19 protein-coding genes are annotated in these 24,318 nt (G+C 54.2%); 14 read left to right on the top strand and 5 right to left on the bottom strand.

Annotated elements, in window-relative coordinates:
- Positions 1-58 precede the first annotated feature (58 nt).
- The 8 genes from DFP90_RS11500 (at position 59) to DFP90_RS11465 (ending at position 8,228) form a co-directional block, all read left to right on the top strand.
- Positions 59-487 (top strand): DUF420 domain-containing protein, encoded by a 429-nt coding sequence (locus tag DFP90_RS11500; protein ID WP_181905314.1) that lies wholly within the window; start codon positions 59-61, stop codon positions 485-487.
- Between the two features lie 7 nt (positions 488-494).
- On the top strand, positions 495-1,871 hold the full coding sequence (locus DFP90_RS11495; protein WP_115936638.1) for a hypothetical protein: 1,377 nt from the start codon (positions 495-497) through the stop codon (positions 1,869-1,871).
- Between the two features lie 281 nt (positions 1,872-2,152).
- A complete protein-coding gene (cyoE, locus tag DFP90_RS11490) occupies positions 2,153-3,013 on the top strand; it encodes a heme o synthase (RefSeq protein WP_115936637.1) in 861 nt (286 codons plus the stop codon).
- Between the two features lie 90 nt (positions 3,014-3,103).
- Positions 3,104-4,000, top strand: coding sequence for a cytochrome c oxidase subunit II (coxB, locus tag DFP90_RS11485; RefSeq protein WP_115936636.1), 897 nt, complete (start codon positions 3,104-3,106; stop codon positions 3,998-4,000).
- A complete protein-coding gene (gene ctaD, locus DFP90_RS11480) occupies positions 3,997-5,577 on the top strand; it encodes a cytochrome c oxidase subunit I (RefSeq protein WP_115936635.1) in 1,581 nt (526 codons plus the stop codon). The genes coxB and ctaD overlap by 4 nt, the downstream gene beginning before the upstream one ends.
- 107 nt (positions 5,578-5,684) lie before the next feature.
- Entirely contained in the window at positions 5,685-6,287 is a 603-nt protein-coding gene (locus DFP90_RS11475) for a cytochrome c oxidase assembly protein (RefSeq protein WP_115936872.1), read from the top strand.
- A gap of 1 nt (position 6,288) precedes the next feature.
- Entirely contained in the window at positions 6,289-7,086 is a 798-nt protein-coding gene (locus DFP90_RS11470; RefSeq protein WP_115936634.1) for a cytochrome c oxidase subunit 3, read from the top strand.
- A 179-nt stretch (positions 7,087-7,265) separates the two neighbouring features.
- Positions 7,266-8,228, top strand: a complete 963-nt coding sequence (locus DFP90_RS11465; RefSeq protein ID WP_115936633.1) for a GlxA family transcriptional regulator — start codon at positions 7,266-7,268, stop codon at positions 8,226-8,228.
- Here DFP90_RS11465 and DFP90_RS11460 read toward each other — a convergent pair.
- Positions 8,225-9,538 carry an MmgE/PrpD family protein gene (locus DFP90_RS11460; protein WP_218044653.1) on the bottom strand — a complete coding sequence of 438 codons (1,314 nt, stop codon included), beginning with the start codon at positions 9,536-9,538 and terminating at the stop codon, positions 8,225-8,227. The genes DFP90_RS11465 and DFP90_RS11460 overlap by 4 nt on opposite strands.
- Positions 9,539-9,803: 265 nt before the next feature.
- Between DFP90_RS11460 and DFP90_RS11455 the strand changes: the two genes are divergently transcribed.
- Positions 9,804-10,445, top strand: a complete 642-nt coding sequence (locus DFP90_RS11455; protein WP_115936631.1) for a TetR/AcrR family transcriptional regulator — start codon at positions 9,804-9,806, stop codon at positions 10,443-10,445.
- 17 nt (positions 10,446-10,462) lie between these two features.
- Here the strand turns inward: DFP90_RS11455 and DFP90_RS11450 are convergent, their stop codons facing one another.
- The 3 genes from DFP90_RS11450 to DFP90_RS11440 are packed head-to-tail and all read right to left on the bottom strand — an operon-like array spanning position 10,463 to position 15,784.
- Positions 10,463-11,767 carry an NAD(P)/FAD-dependent oxidoreductase gene (locus DFP90_RS11450; protein ID WP_115936630.1) on the bottom strand — a complete coding sequence of 435 codons (1,305 nt, stop codon included), beginning with the start codon at positions 11,765-11,767 and terminating at the stop codon, positions 10,463-10,465.
- A gap of 23 nt (positions 11,768-11,790) precedes the next feature.
- Positions 11,791-14,226, bottom strand: a complete 2,436-nt coding sequence (locus DFP90_RS11445) for a GcvT family protein (RefSeq protein WP_181905313.1) — start codon at positions 14,224-14,226, stop codon at positions 11,791-11,793.
- A gap of 25 nt (positions 14,227-14,251) precedes the next feature.
- Positions 14,252-15,784 carry a trimethylamine methyltransferase family protein gene (locus DFP90_RS11440; protein ID WP_115936628.1) on the bottom strand — a complete coding sequence of 511 codons (1,533 nt, stop codon included), beginning with the start codon at positions 15,782-15,784 and terminating at the stop codon, positions 14,252-14,254.
- A gap of 142 nt (positions 15,785-15,926) precedes the next feature.
- Here DFP90_RS11440 and DFP90_RS11435 point away from each other — a divergent pair, with 142 nt between their 5' ends.
- The 5 genes from DFP90_RS11435 to DFP90_RS11415 all read left to right on the top strand — a co-directional run bounded on the left by DFP90_RS11435 (position 15,927) and on the right by DFP90_RS11415 (position 22,399).
- Positions 15,927-16,874, top strand: coding sequence for a LysR family transcriptional regulator (locus tag DFP90_RS11435; RefSeq protein ID WP_181905312.1), 948 nt, complete (start codon positions 15,927-15,929; stop codon positions 16,872-16,874).
- Positions 16,875-16,975: 101 nt separating this feature from the next.
- Positions 16,976-18,154, top strand: coding sequence for a YeeE/YedE family protein (locus DFP90_RS11430; protein WP_218044652.1), 1,179 nt, complete (start codon positions 16,976-16,978; stop codon positions 18,152-18,154).
- A 98-nt stretch (positions 18,155-18,252) separates the two neighbouring features.
- Complete coding sequence (locus DFP90_RS11425; protein WP_147300994.1) at positions 18,253-20,925, top strand: xanthine dehydrogenase family protein molybdopterin-binding subunit; 2,673 nt, start codon at positions 18,253-18,255, stop codon at positions 20,923-20,925.
- Positions 20,922-21,440 (top strand): (2Fe-2S)-binding protein, encoded by a 519-nt coding sequence (locus DFP90_RS11420; RefSeq protein WP_115936624.1) that lies wholly within the window; start codon positions 20,922-20,924, stop codon positions 21,438-21,440. The genes DFP90_RS11425 and DFP90_RS11420 overlap by 4 nt, the downstream gene beginning before the upstream one ends.
- Complete coding sequence (locus DFP90_RS11415; protein WP_115936623.1) at positions 21,437-22,399, top strand: hypothetical protein; 963 nt, start codon at positions 21,437-21,439, stop codon at positions 22,397-22,399. Before DFP90_RS11420 ends, DFP90_RS11415 begins: the two co-directional genes overlap by 4 nt.
- On the opposite strand, the gene asnB is transcribed toward DFP90_RS11415, so the two are convergent.
- A complete protein-coding gene (asnB, locus tag DFP90_RS11410) occupies positions 22,396-24,291 on the bottom strand; it encodes an asparagine synthase (glutamine-hydrolyzing) (RefSeq protein WP_115936622.1) in 1,896 nt (631 codons plus the stop codon). The two genes, DFP90_RS11415 and asnB, sit on opposite strands and share 4 nt — an antisense overlap.
- Between the last annotated feature and the right edge of the window lie 27 nt (positions 24,292-24,318).

Below are 24,318 nucleotides of genomic sequence, written 5' to 3'. Positions count from 1 at the left end.
GGTCGTCGAAGGCCAAGGGATGCAAATGTCCCCTCTATTGAACAGGTGGGAAGAACATATGGAAATTCAGGATTTAGCGCATTTTCAGGCTTTCTGTAATGCGCTTAGTTTGGTGCTTTTGACAGTGGCGTATTTCTTTATCCGCAGCGGTCGGCGGGAGGCGCATAAACGCACAATGATCGGCGCGATTACCGTATCTGCCATCTTCCTAGCATCCTACCTGACCTATCACTATCATATCGGTCAGACCCCGTTTTCAGGGGAAGGATTTATCCGTCCTGTCTATTTCACCATCCTGATCATTCATATCCTGGCGGCTGTCATCTGCCTGCCGATGATCATCACAACCATTTTGCGAGCCTGGAAAAAGCGGTTCGACCGGCATAAGGCCATTGCCCGATACACATTGCCGCTATGGCTGTTTGTTTGTGTCAGCGGCCTGGTAGTTTATGCCATGGCATTCCATATCTATCCGCCATCCGCTTGAGGCCATTATGACAGCTTATGGTGAATTGCGAGCCTGGACACTGATTTCGCTCATCGCGCTGGCCCTCTCGGGCGTTATCGTGATTGCCGTGCTGGCAGCCCGCGTGCCGGTGATTTATGATTTCGCGCTTTGGTCTGATCCGCCGACCTTTCGAAAAGGCCTGGTTGGCCATGTGATTTTTTCCTTTGTCGTCTGGTTCTTATCTGTAGCGGGCACACTGATGGCCTATGCCCGTCTCAAGGCGGATATCAAAGACGGAAGAAATCTTGTCGGTCTGCTGGCCATTGCACTGACATCGCTTGGATTTGCAGGATTGGTTCTCCCGACCTTCATGCCTTCCGCCCTGCCATCCTTGAACAATTATGTTCCGATCCTCAACGATCCACTTTATTATGGCGGCCTGATCTTGCTGTTTTCCAGTCTAGCCCTGATCAGCCTGCGCCACCTTTTTTCCCTCAAATCAGCCAGTATGCGCGCCTCAAGCCTGGGCTATGCCCTGGGCGCTTTGGCCTTGATTTATCTGGTCGCCCTTGGCTGTTTTTTAATAGCGCGTTTTCAGATCCCGGATGGACTGGATGATCTTGCCTTTAACGAACTGATTTTCTGGGGCGGCGGCCATGTATTGCAATTTTTTAACACCGCAATCCTGATCATCTGCTGGATCATTATCGCCCGCCGAATCTGGAACAGCGATTTATTGAATGCCCGTATTTTTGCGCTGTTAATGCTGGTGCTGGCGCTGTCGACCCTGCCGGGACCGGTGAGCTATTTCCTGATGGAATTGACCTCAACAGACCACAAAACCTTTTTCACGGAGATGCTGCGCTATGGCCTGGTTCTCCCGCCGACCGCCGTTGGCCTCGCTATTTTGCTGAAATTGTCCGAAAAGGGTGGATTACGCTTAGGAGATTATCTCTCGGTTGCGCTTCTGACTTCTCTTTTCATGTTTAATCTCAGTGGTGTATTCGGGCTTTTGCTGGATGGCAGCGACACCCGTGTTCCGGCCCATTACCATGCGGCCATCGGCAGCATCCAGATCGTGCTGATGGCGGTATATTTCCAGGTGATCCTGCCCGAACTGGGCACCCCTGAGATCACCGGAAAATGGGGAAAACGCATGCTTCTGGCGCAGTTTTATATGTATGGCATCGGTCAGACCATTCATGCCATCGGCCTGTTTTTGGCCGGCGGCCATGGGGTCCAGCGGAAAACATCTGGCGCCGACCAGGCCCTGGATAGTGTGGAAAAGAAGATCGCCGCCGGTGTTTTTGGCCTGGGTGGCGGACTTGCGATTCTTGCGGGCGCCATCTTTGTGATCATGGCACTTCGATTGCTGCTGAAGAAATCGCCCAATGCGCCGATTCCCGTAAAAAGTGTGACCTAATATCTTAAAACATGGAACAACGGCCCGGGCCGGTGCGAAATATTGTCGCACCGTCCCCTGGCTTATTTAGGGATCTCACACATTTTTGCGAATCCGCGGGTTCCTGCGGTATGCATAACTTTGCCAGAAGTTTTTGATCACAGTTTACTTGTTGATAGCAATATAATTTTCCGGATTTTCTATGTTGTATTCAGAATCTATCCGGGCCATAGTTCCAAGTAATAAAAAAACAAAAAGTACGTTCTCAACAAAAAAATTAGTAAGCGTACAGGGATGTTAAAATGGGCAACTATCTGCAGTTGGCGAAACTCCGTATTGGAGTGATGATCGCCATGACTGCCGTCGTCGGCTATCTGGCGACAGTGGAAAAAGGTAAAATAGAGTTCTCAGAATTGATGGTTCTGGTTCTGGCAATGATGCTGGGCTCAGCCTCTTCTTCTATCTTCAATCACTTTTATGACCGGGATATTGACCGGTTGATGCCACGCACGGCCAAACGGCCCTTTGCACAGCGTGCCATCCGCAATCATAACCTTGTGCTGTTGATCGCAGCCAGCTGTCTGGCTGCCGGATGCGGCATCGCGATCTGGATGTTTAACCCGGTTGTGGCAACCCACCTGTTCCTGGGGGCCTTCTTCTACGGTATCGTTTATACGGTCTGGCTGAAACGGCGCAATCTCTGGAATATCGTCATTGGCGGTATGGCCGGCTCCTTTGCCGTGCTCGCGGGCGCAGCGGCGGTTAATCCGGACCAATGGTTTTTGCCCATGCTGCTGGCGGTGGTGCTGTTTTTCTGGACCCCATCCCATTTCTGGGCGCTGGCGATTAAATTGAAGGATCAATATGCCAAGGCCGGCGTGCCAATGCTGCCGGTTGTGGTCGGCAATCGCCGAACCGCTTATTGGATTTTTGTAAATACCGTTCTGTTGGTTGGCTCCTCCCTACTGCCCTGGGCATTCGGGGAGTTGGGCCACATATATGGCATCGGTGCTGTCTTGTCCGGTATCTATTTGATTTACTGGAATATCCGACTTCTGAAGCGACCGGAAGAAGACGTCGCTATGAAGAATTTCTTCGCTTCCATGAAATATCTGATGGCGCTGTTCATCGCTGTCATCATGGATGTTCATCTGCCGTTTTGAGGTCCGGCCGGAGATCCGGCCTCTGACGGATAAGAGTACGCCCGGACCGGGACATAATCCGGGTATCTAAAATAAGGGGAGTTGATCGCCATGAGGTGGTTTGGTTTGTTTCGTGCAAGCGGAACTTTAAGTGCGTTACTCGCCATCCTCTTCCTATCGCCTGCGGCCTATGCCGATTCCGGTGAAATGGGAGATTGGGGTGTCTGGATGAGAGAGTCAGTCACACCCGTGATGGATAAAATTCACGAGCTGAATAATATTTTGCATATCATCAGTGTCGTAATTGTTCTGTTTATTCTGGTTCTGTTGGTTATTGTCTGCGTGCGTTTCCGCGCCAGCAAAAACCCGGTGCCCTCAAAAACATCCCATAACACCAAACTGGAGATCCTCTGGACGACCATCCCGATCCTCATCCTGGTGATGATTGCGGTGCCAAGCTTCCGCCTGCTCTATTTCATGAATGATTCGTCTGATGCGGAAATGACCCTGAAAATCACGGGCAACCAATGGTTCTGGACTTATACCTATCCGGATCATGACGACCTCACTTTTGATGCTTTCCTCGTCGCGGAAGAAGATCTGGAAGATGGACAGCCACGCCTTCTCACAACGGACAATCCGGTTGTGCTGCCAGCCAACACCAAAATCCGGCTGATCGGCACCTCCGTTGACGTGATCCATGCCTGGGCCATGCCGCAGTTTGGCGTGAAATTCGACACCGTGCCTGGGCGCCTGCAAGAAGCCCCCGTCTTTGTCACCAAGGAAGGGACTTATTACGGCCAATGTTCGGAGCTTTGCGGCGTTGACCATGGGTACATGCCCATTGAAGTCCGCGTTGTTCCCCGCGAGGAATTCGACACCTGGATCGAAGAAATGAAAGAAGAATATGCGGATAATTCCGGCACCACGCCTGTGAATTCCGCCCCGGCAGGTGTGTCCCTTGCCCTGGGCAGCCAGGCCGAAGTGACCGAGGAGAGCAAACAATGAGCGATCATCCAAGACCAACCGGTTGGAAACGCTGGGTCTATTCCACCAACCATAAAGATATCGGTACCATGTACCTTATCTTTTCAATTATCGCCGGTATCATCGGCGGCGCCATCTCAATCTATATCCGCGCCGAACTTGCCGATCCGGGAATCCAGCTGATCGGAGACGACAAGCAATTTTATAATGTCTTGGTCACGGCCCATGGATTGATCATGGTCTTCTTTGTGGTCATGCCTGCCCTGATCGGCGGATTTGGAAACTGGATTGTGCCATTGATGATCGGGGCGCCTGATATGGCCTTCCCGCGGATGAACAATATCAGCTTCTGGCTGTTGCCACCCGCTTTCATCCTGCTGCTTCTGGCGGGGTTCACCGATGGCGGTGCCGGTACCGGTTGGACGGTCTATCCGCCGCTCAGCACCACCGGCCATAGCGGTATGGCGGTCGATTTTGCTATTCTCGCCCTGCATATCGGGGGTGTTTCATCAGTTCTCGGTGCCGTGAACTTCATTGCGACCATATTCAACATGCGGGCAAAGGGTATGACCCTTCATAAAATGCCGCTGTTTGTCTGGTCCATGTTGGTAACCGCATTCCTGCTCCTGCTCTCCATCCCGGTATTGGCAGGCGCGTTGACCATGCTGTTGACCGACAGGAATTTCGGCACCGCCTTCTTTGACCCGGCCGGTGGCGGTGACCCGCTTCTGTTCCAGCATTTGTTCTGGTTCTTCGGCCATCCGGAAGTCTATATCATGATCCTGCCGGCCTTCGGCATCATCAGCCACATCATCTCCACCTTTTCCAAGAAACCGATTTTCGGTTATCTGGGTATGGTTTATGCGATGGTGGGCATCGGCGGTATCGGCTTCATCGTCTGGGCGCATCACATGTACACTGTTGGCATGGATGTGAATACCAGGGCCTATTTCCTGGCGGCCACCATGGCCATTGGGGTCCCGACAGGCATCAAGGTCTTTTCCTGGATCGCCACCATGTGGGGCGGCTCCATTGAATTCAAGGTTCCCATGCTTTGGGCTATCGGTTTCATCTTCCTGTTCACCGCAGGGGGCGTGACCGGCATCGTGCTTGCGAATACCGGCGTGGATGTTGCCTTCCACGATACCTATTACGTGGTTGGGCATTTCCATTATGTCCTTTCGCTGGGGGCTGTTTTTGCCATGTTCGGCGGGCTCTATTACTGGATCGGGAAAATGTCCGGACGTCGTTACCCCGAAGGACTTGCCAAGATTCAATTCTGGCTGACCTTCATTGGCGTGAACCTGACTTTCTTCCCGATGCATTTCCTGGGTCTGAACGGCATGCCACGCCGTATTCCGGACTATCCTGATATGTTCGCCGGCTGGAACCATGTGGCTTCTGTCGGTTCTTATATCACCGGCGTTGCTACACTTCTGTTCCTCTATGTCATGTGGGTTACCTTCCGCAATCCGGAAAAAGTGGCCGACAATCAGTGGGGAGAAGGTGCTACGACGCTGGAATGGACCCTGTCCTCGCCGCCGCCGGAGCATAATTTCGAGGAACCGCCGGTTCTGGCCAATCATCCGGCTGAATAAGGGAGCGACCAGATGACCGGTTTTGGGGCAAGGATTGCGGATTGTTTCATGGGCATGACCGATGACATTCGCCCTTTCCCCTGCCGGGACAGACAGGATTGAAACAGATGGATGTGAAACGCAAAAACCGAAATTTGGCATTGGTGTTGGCAGGCATTGCCTGCGGTATGGTCGGCATGGCCTATCTTTCCGTGCCGCTCTACCAGCTCTTTTGTCAGGTTACCGGTTTTGGCGGCACTCCCAATGTGGACCAACAGGCACAGGCCCCGGGCGGTGACGGCACCATGATGACCATTCGGTTCAATGCCGACATCACCAAAGGCTTGAAATGGGAATTCAAACCGGATCAAAAAGCGATCCAGATCCCCATCGGTGAAGAAGGCCTGACATTCTACAAGGCCCGCAATCTGGACGATTCAACGACCAGGGGCGTTGCAACCTTCAACGTCACACCGCTGAAAGCAGCCCCCTATTTCGTCAAAGTTGACTGTTTTTGTTTCAGTGACCAGAGCCTGGCGCTGGAAGAAAGCGCAGACCTGCCTGTCACATTTTATGTCGACCCCGCGATCCTGACTGACCCGACGACCCGGGAAGTCAGGACCATCACCCTTTCCTATACCTTCTTCCCGGCCAAAGAGGATAGCAACGGCAATGACCTTGCCGCAGCCCCTGAGGAAGAATCGGTGGAACAAGCAATTCGGGAGAATTGATATGTCAAAAGCGATGGATGAATTTCATCTTGTACGGCCCAGTCCCTGGCCTTTCGTCGGTTCCATTTCGGCTTTAGTGGCAGCAATCGGCCTCGTGTATTTCATGCATAATGAAACACCATGGCTTCTGCTGGCCGGTCTGGCAGGCGTCATTTTCACCATGTTTGTGTGGTGGCGTGACGTCATCATGGAAGCCTACAAGGAAAACGCCCATTCCACACGTGTCCGGGTGGGATTGCGGTTGGGTGTTGCTCTGTTCATTGTTTCGGAAGTGATGTTCTTCGTGGCCTTTTTTTGGGCCTTCTTCTGGCAGGGCGGGCTCAACCCGGTTACAGAGGTCTGGCCGCCGGAGAATATTGAGACTTTCAATCCTTGGGGCCTGCCGCTGATCAACACCGTCATCCTGATCACCTCCGGTGTCGTCCTGATGTGGGGTGCCAAAGGCATTAAAAACGGCAACAAAGGCCAGCTGATGACCGGGATCGGGCTTGCTGCCCTGCTCGGCTTCATCTTCATCGGCTTGCAGGCCTATGAATATAGCGAAGCGGCCTTTGCCCTGGGCGAGGATTTCTTCGATGAAGATACCATCTATCCTTCAACCTTCTTCCTCGCCACCGGATTTCATGGTTTCCATGTCTTTGTCGGTGCAGTTTTCCTGCTGGTCTGTTTCTTCCGGGCCAAGGATGGCCACTTCACCGAAGAAGGTCATGTTGGATTGGAAGCAGCGGAATGGTACTGGCATTTCGTCGACGTGGTTTGGGTCTTCCTGTTTATTTTCGTCTATGTGGTTTACCAGTAACCAACAGACATAATTGACTAATCTGAAAGGGGCGTCTAACGACGCCCCTTTTTGTTTCGTGAACGCCAAGGGGAAACAATATTATTCTAGTAAATTCATTTATTTAGTGAATAGTATCCTCTGAGATTGGCTCGATAGCGACATATCGGCCCTGAACGGTTCGGGAAACAGGCCCCAGGATGACCTCGCAAATAGACCAAACCGCACGTATCGGTTTTCTAATGACCCCTAAATGTTCGATGATGGCATTCGCCTCCGCCATTGAACCGCTGCGAGCTGCCAACCGCCTGTCCGGCAAAGAGCTTTATGACTGGGTCCTGATAACATCCGACGGCGCCCCCGTCAGTGCCAGTAACCGGATTGAAATCGTCCCCAATTGCAGTATCGATAACGCCCCGGATCTCAACATGGTCTTCATTGTCGCCGGGATCGATTATGAAACCTATGATGATCAGCATGTCTTTGCCTGGCTCCGGCGTCTGGATCGGCATGGCACCCCCATCGGAACGTTCAGTTCGGCGTCTTATATCGCCGCCAAAGCCGGGCTGTTGGAGGGATATCGCTGCACAATTCACTGGGAGGATGCCATCGGTTTCCGCGAAACCTATCCCCATATTGAGCTTACCGGCAGCATGTTCGAGATCGACCGCAACCGATACACCAGCGCCGGCGGCACTTCGGCCATGGATCTGATGCTACATATCATTGCCAGGGACCATGGATCCGAGCTGGCTTCCGATATATCCATGCAATTCCAGCATGACCGGATCCGGGATCAGGCCGACCAACAGCGCATGTCCCGAAAACTGTTGCTGGCCACCAAGTCCGAAAAACTCCTTACTGCCATCAATCTGATGGAAAGCAATCTGGAAACCCCGATCAGCCCTGCAGAGATTGCGGAAACGGTCGGCCTGTCCGTACGACAGATGGAGCGCTTATTCCAACAGCATATCGGCCAGCCCCCTGCCCGCTTTTACATGGAATTACGGTTGGAACATGCCAGACTGCTGCTGGTGCAGACGGGATTGCCCATTGTCGAAGTGGCCGTGGCCAGCGGGTTTGTCTCCCATTCCCATTTTGCCAAATGCTATCGCCAGCATTTCAACCGAAGCCCCATGGAAGAACGACGGCGCAAGCTCTAGTCCACAGGATTAAGCAAGTCATCCAGCAAGGGGATGATTAAATAGCCAGGCGTATCCAATGTCAGGATGCTCTCCATCAGCCTCTTTGTTCTAGCCTGCCCCAATACAGGTTTTGCCAACTCATCAAATTTCAGCGCCAGACGACCATCAGCGATTGGGGTATCCGGATCGCCCGCGGCTTTAGTATCCGGGCTTTCAAGCATCCGCCCATCCTTCAGGAGGATCTCCGCCCGGGCCCAACGTTCCGCCGGGAAACGATCATTGAATTTGCCATTCTCTTCAATCCGGATGCGTCCACAAAGCTGGATCACATCCGGATCGGTTAACCCCGCACCCGAGATATGTGCCGCGTTGATCGCACCATATTTCAGCGCGACCGCCAATGGAAAGCTAATGCCATATTGTGCCTGTTCCGTATCGGTTGGCAGCCCCTGGAACAAGCGGCATCCTTGATGAAAGGTATGGATGGTGACGGCTTCGATCTCATCACCGTCAACGTCATGACTAGCCTTCAGTGAGAGTGCCGCCGCTATGGCTGGCTGCGCCCAACGGCAAACCGGATAGAGTTTGAAATACTGTTCATGGATGCGCCAATTATCTCCAAGTTCTTGCCAAAGTGGTGCTGATTTCCGATCTTCGACCAAGAGAGCGGGCGCACCGCTAAAACCATCCTGGGCAAGATAGGCGGCACTTACCCCTGCCATCGCCCCCCAACCGGACCCGTCTTTCAACATGGTCGGGTGGTCTATTACCCGCATCATCTGGCTGCGTGGGCCATGATATTCCGCGATCCCCAAAGCGTGTCGGGCTGCATCCATGTCCAAGTTCATTATACGCGCGCCAAGTGCTGCACATGTGATGGCATTCCAGGCCCCGGAGGTATGATAATCGCATGCCGTATCATGCAGGGCGATGCCCATACGCGTCCCAATCTCATAACCAATCACCAGGTCGGTCAGAAGATCCTGTCCTGTTCGATCCCTTCCAAAGGCATCATAATAGGCGAGAATCGCCGGCAAAATTGCGCAGCCCACATGTCCTTTTGTCAAGGCATGACCATCATGGCAATCAAGCCCGTCAATCATTGATCCACCCGCCAGCGCCGCGCCCGGCGCGGAGACCGGCCTTCCATCAAAGAGCATTCTGGACGCTTGCTCACCAGCGCCGAAAAACCGTGCCGCATGGGATCGGATGATATGGGGCCCCGGCAGAGTGCTGCCACCGGCCGCTGTGCCGATAAGGTCTAGCAGGCATATTTTGGCCTGCTGGATCACGTCTCCGGACAGGTCTTCAAACCTGGTCTCACACAAGAATGTTAGAAAGCCTCTAATTTGTGACATTTGCGGTGGCCTTTCTTGCACTGTCATGATGACATTGAACCATTGGCAGAACCGCCGGTCCGAACCGGTTTTGCCATTCTCTGTTCCGCAAACGACACCGGAACAATTCGATGAAAACCATGGTGCCGCGTCTGTGCCTAACGATTAATCCTTGGTTTTTGACCAGAATCAGTGCAGAAATAATCTGACCGTTTGGTCAAGATAATAAGGTCAAATTTGAACGGGTGAGTTAGGTATGGCGACTGATACTGCCAACGGTAATGGCCGGCACAAGGCGGCAATCCGCCGGGAAAATGAAGCGATCATCCTCCAAGCGGCCGAGGAATTGTTCGCCGAGTTCGGCCTCAAGGGCGCGACCATGGACAGGATAGCCAAAAGAGCGGGCGTGCCCAAGGCAAATGTTCATTACTATTTTTCCACCAAGAATGATCTCTATCAGCGATTGATCGAAGACATCTGTGATCAATGGCTGCAGGCCGCCATGGTATTTGACCAGGAGACCGACCCGGCCACGGCATTGTCCGGCTATATCAGTGCCAAGATGGATCAGTCACGCGCCCGCCCACATGGTTCCAAGGTATGGGCCAATGAGATTATCAGCGGTGCGCAATTCACCCATGACTATATTGCCGGCCATGTGCGCGAATGGCTGGAAGGGCGCGAGCTTGTGATCCGACGCTGGATCGCAGAAGGCAAGATGGATCCGATTGAACCGCGACCACTGATGTTCATGATCTGGGCCATTACCCAGCATTTTGCCGATTTCGGCCGCCAGATCGAGATTTTGAATGATGATAAGCCACTTGATGACGAAGCTTTCGAGAGCGCCAAGGAAACAGTGACCCGGGTTATCCTGAAAGGCGTCGGGGTCGCCTGAGCGCCCCCTGTCCCCTATCAACCTAATACCGAGAAACTGCTATTCCGGTTCACCTCGCGCAGGCGCGAGCAGAATTTCATACTGACCGTCTCACCGATTTGTTCCAGATAGACTGAGACCGGATCGGCGTCATGATCATGACCCGCCTCGCATTTTTCAATCAGTTCCGCCATCATCACTGCGGCAACCGGAGCGTTTTTGAATTGATTGCCGCTGGTACCGATGGCCAGATAGAAACCGGGCAGATCTGATTTGTCATAAATCGGTATCCAGTCGTCGGTCACATCATATAGATCGACCACCCCCTTTACACTGTCCGCGATCGGCAGACCTGTCACCCGCTGCGCCGCACGCAGCGCCAGAGTGCGTGTCTGATCGGTCAAGGCGCGGTTAAAATCATCCGGATCAACCCATTCGCGTTCATCACAATCCGGATCTTCGCTGCCAACCAGGATATGGTTGCCCACTTCCGGGCGCAGATAGGCACAGGTGTCATTGTCGGAAAAAATTGTGCCGTCCTTCTCGAAATCGAAACCAACAGGCGACGGCACATGGGCCACTTCATGGCGAAGCGCCCGAGTCTTGATATTCATGCCTGCCTCGACACCCGCCATCCTGTTAATCACGGAAGAATGCGGTCCGGCAACATTCACCACCACCGGTGCATCCAGCCGGGTGCCATCGTCCAGGGTGATCCCGGCCACACGGCCGTCTTCCTGCCTGATCTCGGCAACCGAAGCATTAAAGCGGAATGCCGCGCCGTGTTTTTCGGCCGCCCGCTGCAGGTTATGGGTCGCCAGTTGCGGATCGCTGATGTAGCCTCCTTGCGGGAACCAGGCGGCCCCTTCGATCATCTCGCCATTGGATTTGCCGAATTCCGGATCATCTGGCCGTTTGGCCGGCGAAAAGGACTGCAGGTCGAGCACAGGCAAACGTTGTTTCAACCCCGCGTTATCCAACACTTCATACGGAATTTTCAATCGGTCGGCCGTTGCCAGGATTTCTTTTAGATGGTTATTCTCCGGGGTTCGCAAAAGAATGCAGCCGCATTCATGATAGATCGCGTTGCCCCGCTCATCCTCGATGCCCAGATAATCATTCCACTGCTCCCAATAGCGCGTGCCCTCAAAGGCCATGGCACAGCCTTCAAAAGTGGAATAATAGGTGCGGATAATGGCGCAGCTATTGGCGGTTGAGCCGTAGCCAGAAGCCGGGTTGCGGTCGACATTCAAAGTGCGTTTGCCCCGTTTGGCCATTTCAAAGGCGATATTGGCTCCAATGATCCCGGCCCCGATGATGATGGCATCATAGCTGTTCGACATGTCTCTCTAATCCTTCCTGTCTCTTATTGGCGCAGTTTCAGACCCTTGGGGTCAAACAGCGGTTCTTCGTGCAGGGTCACCTGCCGTTCTTCGTCAATAATCTTCATCCAATAATCACTGCCGGGCATGGCCTTGTCCGTCTTCACCATTGCCAGGGCCACCGTTTTACCAAGCGTGTAGCCATAGGCGGCAGATGAAATCACCCCGATGCATTCATCCCCTTTCATCAACGGTTCGCCGCCGATGGGATCAGCATTGTTCGGCCCGTCTTCCACCGTCAGAAAACAGAGTTTGTAGTCCGGCACATAGTCGGGGTCCCGGAATTTCAGGACAGCCTCCCGGCCAACGAAATCCCCTTTGTCGAATTTAACAAACCGACCCAATCCGCAATCAAACGGATTATATTCCAAAATGAATTCCCGGCCCCAGCCGCCATATCCCTTTTCCAGGCGCATGGAATTAAGCGCCCGGATACCGATCTCTCTCAGACCGTGCTTTTCTCCTGCTTTCAGGATGGTTTCATAGACAGCCACCTGCTGGCTGGCCGGCATATAGACCTCATATCCCGCTTCGCCGGTAAAAGAGACCCGCATGACAATGCATCGTGCCTGCCCGATATTCATCTCGCGCGATGTCAGGAAAGGGAATGCCTCATGGGAAACATCCTCTCCGGTTAAATCCCTCAACAAAGCCCTGGCATTCGGGCCGGAGATGGAAAAACCGGCATGACTGTCGGACCAGCTTTCATAACGGACGCCATCAGCCGGTAGGAAGCGGTCAAACCAGCGTTTGTGAAAATATTCCGCGACCCCGGCCCCGATCAGCAGGAACCGCTCCGCCGTCAACCGGGTCACGGTAAAGTCGCCGATCACGCCGCCTTTTTCGTTGAGCATGGGACAAAGCGCCACACGGCCGGTCTTGCTTGGCACTTTATTGGTGACCAACCGATCCAGCCATGCCTCTGCCTTGGGGCCTTCAATGATATAGCGGCCATAAATTGATGTATCCAGAAGCCCGACGGTTTCGCGGGTCGCCCGGCATTCATCGCCGACCACATCGAACCAGTTGGCCCGACGAAAACTATTCTGGTCTTTTGGCTCCATGCCTTTTGGTGCGAACCAGAGCGGGTATTCCCAGCCAAGTAACGCGCCGAAGACCGCACCACGCGCCTTCTGACGGTCATAAACCGGCCTTGTCCTGTTGGGGCGACCCGCGGGGCGTTCATCATTGGGAAAGATGATCCGGAATCTTGTCGAGTAGTTTTCCTCGGTGCGCGCCAACACATAATTCTGATTGGCAAAGCGACCAAACCTGGCCGGATCGAGGAAGAATATATCCAGACTGGGCGCGCCCTCGACGATCCATTCCGCCAGAAGCTTGCCCAAACCGCCCGACTGGCTGAAACCCGCCATCACCCCAGAGGCGATATAATAGTTTTCCACATCCGGCATCGGTCCGATCAGCGGCAACGCATCAGGCGACCAGATCATCGGGCCATTCACCACACGCCGTACACCGGCGTCCGCCATACAGGGAATACGTTCCATCCCCTGCATGATATTCTCTTCCATACGGTCAAGCGCGTCGGGGAACAGCTCATGACCGAAATCCAGAGGTGTTCCGTCCACCCAGACATGATGCCCTTCTTTTTCATAGGCCCCAAACAGCAATCCCTGCCCTTCCTGACGGGTATAAAACTCCATGTCGCTGTCATGAAGGATTGGCAATTCGAAATCCAATGCCTCAATGGCCGGAATGCTCTCGGTCACCATATATTGGTGTTCCATCGGCATCAGCGGGATATCCAATCCGGCCAGCTTGCCCACTTCCCTTGCCCACAGGCCCGCCGCATTGACCACAACATCGGCAATGACCGTACCCTCATCCGTTACAACCTCCCAGCGGCCATCGGGCAATTGATTGGTTTCGGTCACCGGACAGAAGCGATGCACCTTGCCGCCATTCATTTTGCCGCCCTTGGCATAGGCATGGGGTACCCCATTTGGATCCACGTGGCTTTCCTTGGGTTCGAACATGCCGCCGATAACCTTGTCGATGTTTAAGACCGGCATTTTCTCCTTGCATTGCTCGGGCGTTAGCAGCTCGGATTCGAGCCCCATCAAGCGGGCACGGCTATGCAGGATCTGGATCTGGTCCCAGCGTTCTGGGGTATTGGCGAGATAAAGTCCCCCACAGGGATGAATACCGCAGGATTGTCCGGTTTCCGCTTCCAAAGCTTCGTATTGCATGACGGTGTAATGCTGGATTTTAAGCATATTGGCCACATCATGCAGGATCAGGTTGGCCGCCGCCGCATGCCAGGTGGACCCGGAGGTCAATTCGGACCTCTCCAACAGCAGGACATCCTTCCAGCCCAGCTTTGTCAGGTGATAAAAAATGCTGCAGCCGACGATCCCGCCACCGATCACAACCGCCTGTGCCCTTTCTTGAATGGCCAATACCCTCACTCCCTTGAATTCATTATTACGTCAGCGGCGCGCCGCCTTCGGCGACTCGGCGGTCAACATAGGCATCCAACTCTTCTTCAATGGCCGGATCCATCAGCGGACGCTCATAATCCACCAATAGTTTCTTGTAGATCCGGTTTGCCCGTTCGGTTGCAGTCAGTCCGCCCAATTCTGACCAGTTTTCATAATTGTTCCAGTCAGATAGCATCGGTGCATAAAAAGCGGTTTCATAGCGCGCCAGTGTATGGGCCGTGCCAAAGAAATGCCCACCCGGCCCCACCTCGTTGATCGCATCAACGGCCAGGCTGTCCTCAGTCACTTCCAGCGGTTCCATGAAGGCGATCATATTTTGGATCATCTCGGCATCGATGATCACTTTCTCAAAAGAAGCGCTTAACCCCCCTTCCAGCCAACCCAGGCCATGATTGATATAGTTGCCATGGGCCAGCATGGTCGACCAAAGGGAATTCATGCTTTCATAAGCCGACTGGACATCGGGAGCATTGGAGGCATTCACGTTGGATGTCCGGTAAGGAACACCATATTTCCGTGCCAACTGACCGCCTACCAGCACCGCCTTGGCATATTCCGGCGTGCCAAAGGCCGGTGATCCGGTCTTCATATCCACATTCGAAGTGAACCCCCCATAAAGGACAGGCGCGCCTGGATTGACCACCTGAGTCATGGCAATGCCCGCCAGCGCTTCTGCATTCTGCTGGACCAAGGCTCCGGCAATCGTGACCGGCGCCATGGCACCCGACAGGGTAAAAGGCGTGACAATGACCGGCTGGTTCCTCTTGGCCATCTCGATAATGCCTTCCAGCATTGCCCGGTCATATTGCAGAGGAGAGTTGGCGTTAACCACGGTGAAGAGGCTTGGTTCCCGTGTCATCTGTTCTTCGGAAATCCCGCGCACAATCCGCGTCATTTCAATCACATCCAGGATGCGTTCCCGGCTATGGGAATAACCGAAACTGACCTTTTCACACAGTTTCACACCAGCCTGATAGGCCTTAAGATGACGGACCGGCACCGGAATATCAATTGGCTCAACCGGATAACCCGTAACATGATGTGCGACATTAATTAATTGCGCCAAGCGCATGAAATTACAAAAGTCCTCAAAGTTTCCCGTGCGCCGTCCACGGTCGATATCTGTCGCGTTGGGCGGGCTTGCCACCATTCCATAAGTGATGATGTTGCCGCCCATCTCGCAATTGAACGCGGGGTTCCTGGAATGCATGGTAAAACGCGATGGCGCGGTCTTGATCAACGCCTCAATCAAGGCAGGCTCAAACCGGACACGATCACTGCCAGGCTGGACATCGGCCCCGGCCGCCTTTAATAGCTCCCGCGCCTCAGGCAGCAAGAAGGTCATGCCCGTATCCCGCAACACCAGCAATGAAGCCTGATGGATCGCCTCCAACTGATCCGCGGAGAGAATTTCGAACGGGGAATAGGGCGAATATACCTGCCCGAAAGGAAGCTGGTTAAATCCCATTCCCGCTTCCCGCTCGGCACTGCGCCGCCCAGATTTGCGTCTTACCATCTGCCTGCTCCCTGACAGAACCAGCGGCCTATTTCCCAAGGCCTTGAACCTATTTTTTCTGGTTGGAGTTTAGTTCTGGCGCTTTATGAATGAAAATGCATAATTTTCCCAAAATTCATGAATATTTTTTATGGATATGCTCATGCCTCTTTCACTGGAATTGCGCCATTTTCGGTTGTTGGTTGCCCTGGAAAGCCATCAATCGCTGACCCGGGCGGCAGCAAGCCTGAGCCTGACCCAACCGGCCGCCAGCCATCAACTGCGCGAAATGGACCGCCGGATCGGCACCCCGGTGGTTCAGCGGGTGAAGGGCAAATACCGCTTCACTCCAATCGGCGAGCGGCTTCTGGGCACAGCAAAAGTGATAGAAAATGCCCTTTCCCAGGCGGAATCGGACGTTTTGAACTATCGCAAAGGTGTTAGCCATATTGTCCGGGTCGGTTCACACGCCTATGGCTGTTATCAATGGCTGCCCGCCTTCATGCGCCGGTTTCAGGACCAGGAAAATGATGTGGACACTGAGATTGTCGGTTCCCTTACCTCCCTGTCCCATCAGGCGGTGGCCTCCGGCGAAATAGATGTGGCGCTGACCGCCGGTCGCTTGAACCATAACAGGCTGACCGCCTTTCCGCTGTTTGAGGATGAATTGGTCGGCATCTTGCCGCCAGATCACCCCTTGGCCGGGAAAGAGTGGCTGGAAGCAGAGGATTTTTTACCACAACCCTTTATTTCCTATGGCATTCAGCCGGAACGCGGCTTTGAACATGACCTGTTGTTCTCACCCGCCAATGTCGCTTTGCACAAGATCATCAAAGCCGGTGTGACCGAGGCTGTTGTTGAATTGGTCCGATCCGGTTTTGGCCTTGGCATCCTGAGCCAATGGGCGGTTCGCGGCCATCTCAAAAATGACACCTTGGTCGCCAAACGTTTATCCAAGAACGGTATTTTCGTCACCTGGCAGGCCCTAATCCGCCAGGAGGAAAGTGAATCAAGCGTGGTTTATCATTTTGCCCAATCCCTGCAGGAATGGTGCCGGGACGGTAGCTTTGACGCGGTTATTGCCGGACATGCCCCGCCGCCCGGCCGGTAACCGAACCCATACTCAGCCCCCACTCACAAACTCGTAATTTGTGCTGATCTGGAACGCTTCATAGTCTGGTGCTGCCAATGAACGCCTTTTATGAGCTTTCTATGACAGATCATGCATCCCCCAAATCCTTGCCTCGTGCTGTTCAACGGCCGGTCTTCCTCACCGCCCTATCCGCAGCCCTAATCCTTTTCGGCCTGTCCGTCCAAGTTGGCGCAAAAACAGCATCCCTTTTCCTGCTCGGGATTGGCTTGGGTTTCAGCCTGTATCATGCGGCCTTCGGTTTCACGTCAGCCTATCGCCGGGCATTCCAGGAAAAGGATATCTCGGGCATTTCCGCGCAATTCATTATGCTGGCCCTGGCCATGCTGCTGTTTGCACCGGTACTGGCCAACGGCAGTTTTCTGGGAAACCCTGTCACTGGGGCCGTAGCGCCCATTGGTATATCCATGATTTTTGGCGCCATGATCTTTGGCATTGGCATGCAATTAGGTGGCGGGTGCGGATCCGGGACCCTTTTTACCGCCGGTGGCGGCAACATACGCATGATGATTGTCCTGTTGTTTTTCTGTATCGGTGGATTCCGGGGCAGCCTGGACCTGTCCTGGTGGCAGGAGATGCCGCGGCTTCGCACCATCTCCCTGGCCGAAGAACTCGGTTGGCCTCTTGCTGTGTCGATGCAGTTATCCTTTTTGGTGATCTGTTATCACCTCCTCAGGAAGCTGGGGAGCAGCAATAAGAGGCCGCTTTGGTGGGGCGGAAAGTTCCACTGGCAGATGCTTATCAAAGGGCCATGGCCGTTACTGCTCAGCGCCATCCTGCTGGCGCTTTTCAATTGGTTGACCCTGTTGATTGCCGGGCACCCCTGGTCGATCACCTGGGCTTTTGCGCTTTGGGCGGCAAAGATTGCTGAAATGGTCGGCTGGGATTCGGCGACCAGCGCCTTCTGGGCAAGCGGATTTCCGGCCCGCGCCCTAGCCAACTCCGTTTTTCAAGACACCACATCCATTATGAATTTTGGGATCATGGCCGGGGCCGGCCTTGCCGCCAGCCTTGCCGGTTCCTTTCGCCCCACCGTTCGGATCCATGTTCGATCACTGTTCGCCGCAGCGCTTGGCGGGCTGATGTTGGGCTATGGCGCGAGACTGGCCTATGGCTGTAATATCGGTGCTTTTTTCAGCGGGGTCGCATCGACCAGCCTGCATGGCTGGGCGTGGATTATCGCCGCTCTGGTGGGCAATTTTATCGGGCTCAGGCTGCGCCCACTCTTCCGCCAATCCTGAAATTAAAACAATAATCAGTTGACCAGAATCAACTTTTACGTGCTATGATTTTGCAAATACACTGTCACCAGTGAAAACAATAAAACGGGATCAGGCTGTTGCAAATCACACGACGGACCATGCTCAAGACCGCGGGCGGTGCGGTCGCCCTCAATCTTTTACCCTTCCCTTTCAAAGCCCTGGAAGCATCTATCACCCCGGCGCCGGCCCATTGGGCCAAAGGACCGGGTGAGGCCCGCTTTCGGATCGACGGTCTGGACAAAGTGCTGGGCCGGAAAGTTTATGCCAGGGATTATCATGCCACCGACATGCCAGGCTGGCCGCAAGCTGAACGGCCGGTGATGATCATCCGCGCGGTTCATGCGGACCGACCCTTCAATGGCCTGGACCTCTCCGGACTTCCGCCGGAATTGCAGCCGGAAACCATCGTGACCGGTCAACAGATACTTCAAGACGGTATCATCCTGCCCTATGGCATCAACTATGATTATGTGGTTGTGGCGGGCAATGTACCAGATTACCTGGGCCAGCCGGTCGCCTTCCTGATTTTTAAGGATCGTAAATCCTATCGCCGGGCAAAAAAGCGACTACAGTTTAACAACGCGATCCAACAATATGGCGCGCAGACCAGCCCCTCCCCACCGGTGGAATATACCCCGCTAACCGATTATGTGCGCAAAGCCTCTCCGACAGGCGGTAAAGACCTTTTTTCCTACACGTTAAACGGTGGCGACAAGGATTACACCAAAGAGGCGCGGACGGTTGAAAATGCCATCAATGCCGAGATCGCCAACAAAACCGCCAGCGGCGAATGGGTTCAGTTCCAGGCGGATTTCTCCATGCAGGCCATGGATCCCATGTTCATGGAACCGGAAGCCGGTATTGCCTGGTATGACAGGAATAAAGCCAGCCTCAGCCTGGTTCTGGGTACCCAATCGCCCGATGGTGACATTTCCAGCGCCTTGGATATTTTTTCCTCCGATAACAGCCACAATCCCATTAAAACGGTCAATCTAACCTCCTGTTATCCGGGCGGCGGATTTGGCGGCCGTGACAAATCCATATTCACCCTCTATCTGGCCATCGCCGCCGTTTACGCCAATGGACCTGTGCGCATTGCCCAGGACAGGTTCGAGCAGTTCCAGGCAGGCCTGAAACGTCATGCATGTGACATCAGCCAATCCCTTGTCTTCGACAAAAAGGGCCAGATGCAAGCCTTGAACGCACGCATGGATTTTGACGGTGGCGGTCGGAAGAATCTTAGCCCTTATGTAGCACAGTTGGCTGGCCTTTGCGTTGGCGGCGGTTATGAGATCCCACAATCAGTCATCAAGGCCGAAGCCCACCATTCGGTGAATGTAACCGGTGGCTCGCAAAGAGGTTTTGGCGGTCCGCAGGCGTTTTTCGCGACCGAGACATTGATGGATGAGGCGGCTGAGTCCCTGGCCATTGATGCAATCGAGCTTCGCCGGATGAATATGCTGAAACGCGGTATGAATACCGTTGTCGGCGGACCAATCCTGGAAGAGTTGCGTCTTGGTGAGATCCTGGACAAGGCCGCCCATCATCCCGTCTGGCGTGATCGGGATAAGGAACGACAGAAACATACCGGCGATGGCCAGCTCTATGGCGTTGGTTTTGCCCTATCAAACCAGGCCTATGGCACATCGGGCGACGGTATGCTCGGCTATGTTTCGCTTGGTCCTGATGGAAGCCTGCAAGTTACCAGCAACGCGGTCGATATGGGCAATGGCTCTGCCACCACGCTGGCCGTCGTGACCGCGACCTATCTCGGGCGCAATGCCGATGTGATCACCATGGGGGATGCGGCGTCCTTCAATCAGTTGCAACTTCAAAGCGGCTATGACGGCGCCAATCCTGGCTGGGACAATCCGCGCTGGGTGAAGAAGGTATCCGGCTCATCCAGCGCCTGCCTGACAGCCTTCCATCAGGTACACGCCATTGAGCAGGCGAGCCTTGTTCTGCTGGAAACCGCCATTCTGCCTGCGGCAAATGCTCTTTGGAAAAAAGACGTGGACCGCAGGTCCATTAGATGGCGTAACGGCGCACTGACTTCGCCCGGCAACCGGCCCTTGGACCTCAGTGAGATCGCCCGCTGGATCTATGACAATGACGGCTATGCCGGTGCCATGATCCATGCCTATTTCCAGGCGGAATGGGTTCAGGCGGAATATCAGATCGGCAACCGCCCCTATCGTTTTGCCATCGATGCACTGGGCCTGTTCAAGGCGGGCTCCTTCTCGCCTATTCTGGTGAACCGGCAAAATGGCGTTTATCCCAGTGATGAATCGGCGCGCTATTCCAGAACCACATTCGCCCCCTGTGGCAACCTGATCGCGCTGACAGTCGATCCCTCTAGCGGCCAGGTGCGGATCCTCAATTCCATCAGCATTCTCAATGCCGGCCGGATTATCACCAAGGATCTGGTGGAGGGACAAAGCGAGGGCGGTATCGCCATGGCCATCGGTTATACCCTACTGGAAGATATGCCTCCCGGCCTTTCCGGACCCGCCGCCGGAAACTGGAACCTGAACCGCTATCATGTGCCGCTTGCCAGTGATGTACCGATCCACGATCTCAATCTGGAAACGCTCCTGCCGCTGCCAGGGGATCGGACCGCCAAAGGAATCGCCGAAGCGGTGATGTGTTCGGTGGCACCGGCCATTGCAAACGCCCTGGCGGATGCCACAGGCAAGCGCTTCCGAGACTTGCCGATCACAAATGCAAAAATCCTGGAGGCACTGGCATGAGCAAGGACATCCGTTTTTCCGTGAATGGCAAACCGGTCACCGCCCCGGGCGATGAACCTGACCTGCCCCTGGTGGATTTCCTGCAGGAAGACCTTGGCCAGACCGGTACAAAATTCTGCTGTGGGATCGGTGTCTGCCGGGCTTGCACGGTCGCCGTGCGCCGCCATCCGCAGGCCCCCCTGGAACCGATGTTATCCTGTTCAACACCGGTTTCAGAGTTGGAGGGTGTTGATATCCTCACTGTCGAAGGCCAGTCCGTTGACGGGCACCCGAATGCCCTTCAGGAAGCCTTGCTGACCAATTTCGCGTTCCAATGCGGCTATTGCACACCGGGATTTGTCATGGCCGCCACAGTGATGATGGACCGATTGCGGCGCAGTCCGGTCAAGATGGAGGATCTTGACCCCTTTATCGATAACTGGCTTGGCGATCATATCTGTCGCTGCACCGGTTATGTCCGGTACTACCGGGCCATTAAACAGGTCATCCTTAACAGCCCGGGGTTGGTAGCATGATAAAGAAACTTGCGATTACCGCTTTTGCGGGCTTGTCCGCGCTCGGTTTCACCGCGATCTCTGCTGCGGAAGACATTATAGATTATGGCAATCAATGTGCGGCCGCCATCGCCCAGATCCCAGCTTTCAATTGTCTGGATGGGGAAATTATTCCCATCACGGTGGGTGGCAAAACGCCGGATAGTTATTTTCCCGGCATGGATTGCGATCGCCCTTCCCTGCTGCCCCTTGGCCCTGAGTCCGACGGGCAATGCGTTCCCTTCTCCAGGGCATTGCTGATTTCCGACGACAATGCCCAGATTACGGCGCTTTGCCGGCAAAAGAAGATCCGGACCGCCGACAGTCCTTATTTTGACGAGATTGATATCATTGCCCATGATGTGGTGACGGGCAGCACTTGCTGGTTCCAGGCCGAAGCCAAGGATGCGAACGGCTTTGATGCCACACGCGTACCGCCGCCCAATGAAGTCTCTCCGCCGCCGGGCCATGTGTCCGCCCGTGCCTTCTGGAACAGCCCGGAAAAGACCGCCTCTGCCGATTGCGGTGACTGCCATGATAGCGATCCTTTCATGTACAGCCCCTTCATCGGTCAGGTTTGGCATCAGGTACCGACCGACCCCTTTGGCTGGTATGCCAATGACATCGGGGAGGCTTTTCGAAAATGGGCAAAACCCAAGTCCATCACAACACGCGGCAATACATGTATCGGCTGCCATAGGATTGGGTCAGAATTCACTTGCCGGCAGGGCATTTTAGAATCGGCCGGCGTCATCCACCCGCAAAATGGCGATGATTGGGCGCTGGATTATCCGGGCAGCCACTGGATGCCCGCCGGAAACTTTCATTCAAAGGAAGCCTGGGACACGATCTATAAAAAATCTGTTTCTGACCTTGCATCCTGTTGCAGCAACCCAGATCAACCAAGCTGTCAGCTGATGCCGATCACCGGCAGGCCCTAGGCCTGCCAACGTCGCCACCAATCGAGAAACACCAGGGCCGGCCAGAGGTCTCCCTCGCGGCGACCACCGGCCTGGTGCCAAGCCCATACCCGACGGATACGCGCTACATCGACGATATCGTGGATGGTTGAATCACACTCGTTCAATAGCTCCTCACCCCAGCTTTTCAGCGCGCCGCGCAGCCATTCGCGCAACGGGACATCAAATCCCTGTTTCGGTCTATCGACCAATTCTCTTGGCACATGGCGATAGAGTATCTGTTTTAAGATACTCTTTGATCCATGGGTTGGATCCATATGATTGTCGGTCGATATGGACCAGGCCGCCCGGGCGAGTTGCTGGTTAAGAAAGGGAGTTCGAACCTCCAGGCTGCAGGCCATGGCCGCCCTGTCCACCTTCACCTGCAAATCATCGGGCAAATACACCATCGCATCTGAAATCATCTGGCGTTTAATGCCATCAAAATCAGCCAGGTCATCCGCCCCCGGCCAAGCCGATAAAAACAGGTGCCTCTCGCCCGCTGCAATATCCCGTACGGGAACACCAGAGCGCCAAAACCCAACTTCGTTCTGGGCGTATTCTTCCAGCGTTTCCGCCCGACCATTCATGAATGTGCGGAATATCTTTTCACCCGACTTACCCAATCCTGATACCGGCAGAGACGAAGCCCATGCATATCCCTTGCGCATCCATGCAGGAGGACGGCCTTCCCATCTATTCAAGATCCGCGCATAGCGGCTATAGCCGGCAAAAAACTCGTCTCCGCCATCCCCCGAAAGTGCCACTGTGACATGCTCTTTTGCCTTTCTGCATAACAGAATGGTCGGAATCTGGGACGGGTCTGCGAACGGTTCATCATAAACGGAAGAAAGGGAGGCCACACAGGCAAGCGCATCTTGCTCCGTCACCGTCAGTTCATGATGGTCGGTCTCCAGATGACGGGCCACGGCCATTGCATGATCAGCTTCATTGAAGCGGCTGTCTTCAAACCGAATGGTATAGGTCTTGAGACCAGGATCCAATTGTCGGGCCAGTGCAACGGTGAGGGAGGAATCGATTCCGCCTGACAAAAAGGCACCTAGTGGAACATCAGAATTCAAACGGCCCTCAACAGACGTTTTCAACAGATTTTCAACCGTCTCGCTATCGGCAGGATTTTTTCTCGTCGCAACAGCTGACGCCTCACACGTGGAACGCCAATAGAATTCCAACTCGGTATCAAGCCCCTCTTCCGTCCATCGAGCCTTCAACACCTCGCCAGCGCGCAGTTTATTAACGCCTTTGAAAATGGTTTGTGGTGCCGGAATATATCGATAGCGGAAAAACTGAGCGATTGCCTTTTCATCCAAATCACCGGAACAAAGGCCCAGCTCCGGCATAGCTTTCAATTCCGAACCGAAATATAGGCATCCACCCTGTAAGCCCCAATAAAGCGGTTTTTCTCCAAACCGATCACGCGCAAAGAACATCGTCCTGTCCCGCCGATCCCACAGCGCAAATGCGAACATCCCGTCAAGGCGCGTCAAGGCGACATCCGGTCCCCAGCAGGCGATCGCCGTTAACAACGTCTCAGTATCCGAATGGCCACGCCATTTCACCTGCACGGTCTGTTCCAATTCCCGGCGGAGGTCCTCATGATTGTAAATCTCTCCATTGAACGCGATCACATAACGTTCACAATGGGATTCCATTGGCTGTCGACCACTTTCAGACAAATCACGAATCGCAAGACGCCGAAAACTCAGCCCCGCCCTTAAATCGGGTTCAAGCCATAAATCCTGGTCATCAGGCCCCCGATGAGCCATTGCCATGCCAGCAGAAGACAAACGGTCAATCCACTCTTCACGGCCGATTTTTGAAGAAGAAGTGACAAAACCAGCGAAACCACACATTTCATTATTCAATCTGTTAAGAAAGGG

It is taken from the genome of Aestuariispira insulae (genome assembly GCF_003385955.1).
GTDB classification, from domain to species: Bacteria; Pseudomonadota; Alphaproteobacteria; order UBA8366; family Aestuariispiraceae; genus Aestuariispira; species Aestuariispira insulae.
Note: the sequence above shows the minus strand (reverse complement) of the source record. Positions and strands in the feature narration are given on the sequence as shown.

What these genes read in the sequence shown, in the direction of transcription:
- DFP90_RS11500 (WP_181905314.1), top strand. Translation starts at nt 59, where the DNA reads ATGGAAATTCAGGATTTAGCGCATTTTCAGGCTTTCTGTAATGCGCTT.
- DFP90_RS11495 (WP_115936638.1), top strand. Translation starts at nt 495, where the DNA reads ATGACAGCTTATGGTGAATTGCGAGCCTGGACACTGATTTCGCTCATC.
- cyoE (WP_115936637.1), top strand. Translation starts at nt 2,153, where the DNA reads ATGGGCAACTATCTGCAGTTGGCGAAACTCCGTATTGGAGTGATGATC.
- coxB (WP_115936636.1), top strand. Translation starts at nt 3,104, where the DNA reads ATGAGGTGGTTTGGTTTGTTTCGTGCAAGCGGAACTTTAAGTGCGTTA.
- ctaD (WP_115936635.1), top strand. Translation starts at nt 3,997, where the DNA reads ATGAGCGATCATCCAAGACCAACCGGTTGGAAACGCTGGGTCTATTCC.
- DFP90_RS11475 (WP_115936872.1), top strand. Translation starts at nt 5,685, where the DNA reads ATGGATGTGAAACGCAAAAACCGAAATTTGGCATTGGTGTTGGCAGGC.
- DFP90_RS11470 (WP_115936634.1), top strand. Translation starts at nt 6,289, where the DNA reads ATGTCAAAAGCGATGGATGAATTTCATCTTGTACGGCCCAGTCCCTGG.
- DFP90_RS11465 (WP_115936633.1), top strand. Translation starts at nt 7,266, where the DNA reads ATGACCTCGCAAATAGACCAAACCGCACGTATCGGTTTTCTAATGACC.
- DFP90_RS11455 (WP_115936631.1), top strand. Translation starts at nt 9,804, where the DNA reads ATGGCGACTGATACTGCCAACGGTAATGGCCGGCACAAGGCGGCAATC.
- DFP90_RS11450 (WP_115936630.1), bottom strand. Translation starts at nt 11,767, where the DNA reads ATGTCGAACAGCTATGATGCCATCATCATCGGGGCCGGGATCATTGGA.
- DFP90_RS11440 (WP_115936628.1), bottom strand. Translation starts at nt 15,784, where the DNA reads ATGGTAAGACGCAAATCTGGGCGGCGCAGTGCCGAGCGGGAAGCGGGA.
- DFP90_RS11435 (WP_181905312.1), top strand. Translation starts at nt 15,927, where the DNA reads ATGCCTCTTTCACTGGAATTGCGCCATTTTCGGTTGTTGGTTGCCCTG.
- DFP90_RS11430 (WP_218044652.1), top strand. Translation starts at nt 16,976, where the DNA reads ATGACAGATCATGCATCCCCCAAATCCTTGCCTCGTGCTGTTCAACGG.
- DFP90_RS11420 (WP_115936624.1), top strand. Translation starts at nt 20,922, where the DNA reads ATGAGCAAGGACATCCGTTTTTCCGTGAATGGCAAACCGGTCACCGCC.
- DFP90_RS11415 (WP_115936623.1), top strand. Translation starts at nt 21,437, where the DNA reads ATGATAAAGAAACTTGCGATTACCGCTTTTGCGGGCTTGTCCGCGCTC.
- asnB (WP_115936622.1), bottom strand. Translation starts at nt 24,291, where the DNA reads ATGTGTGGTTTCGCTGGTTTTGTCACTTCTTCTTCAAAAATCGGCCGT.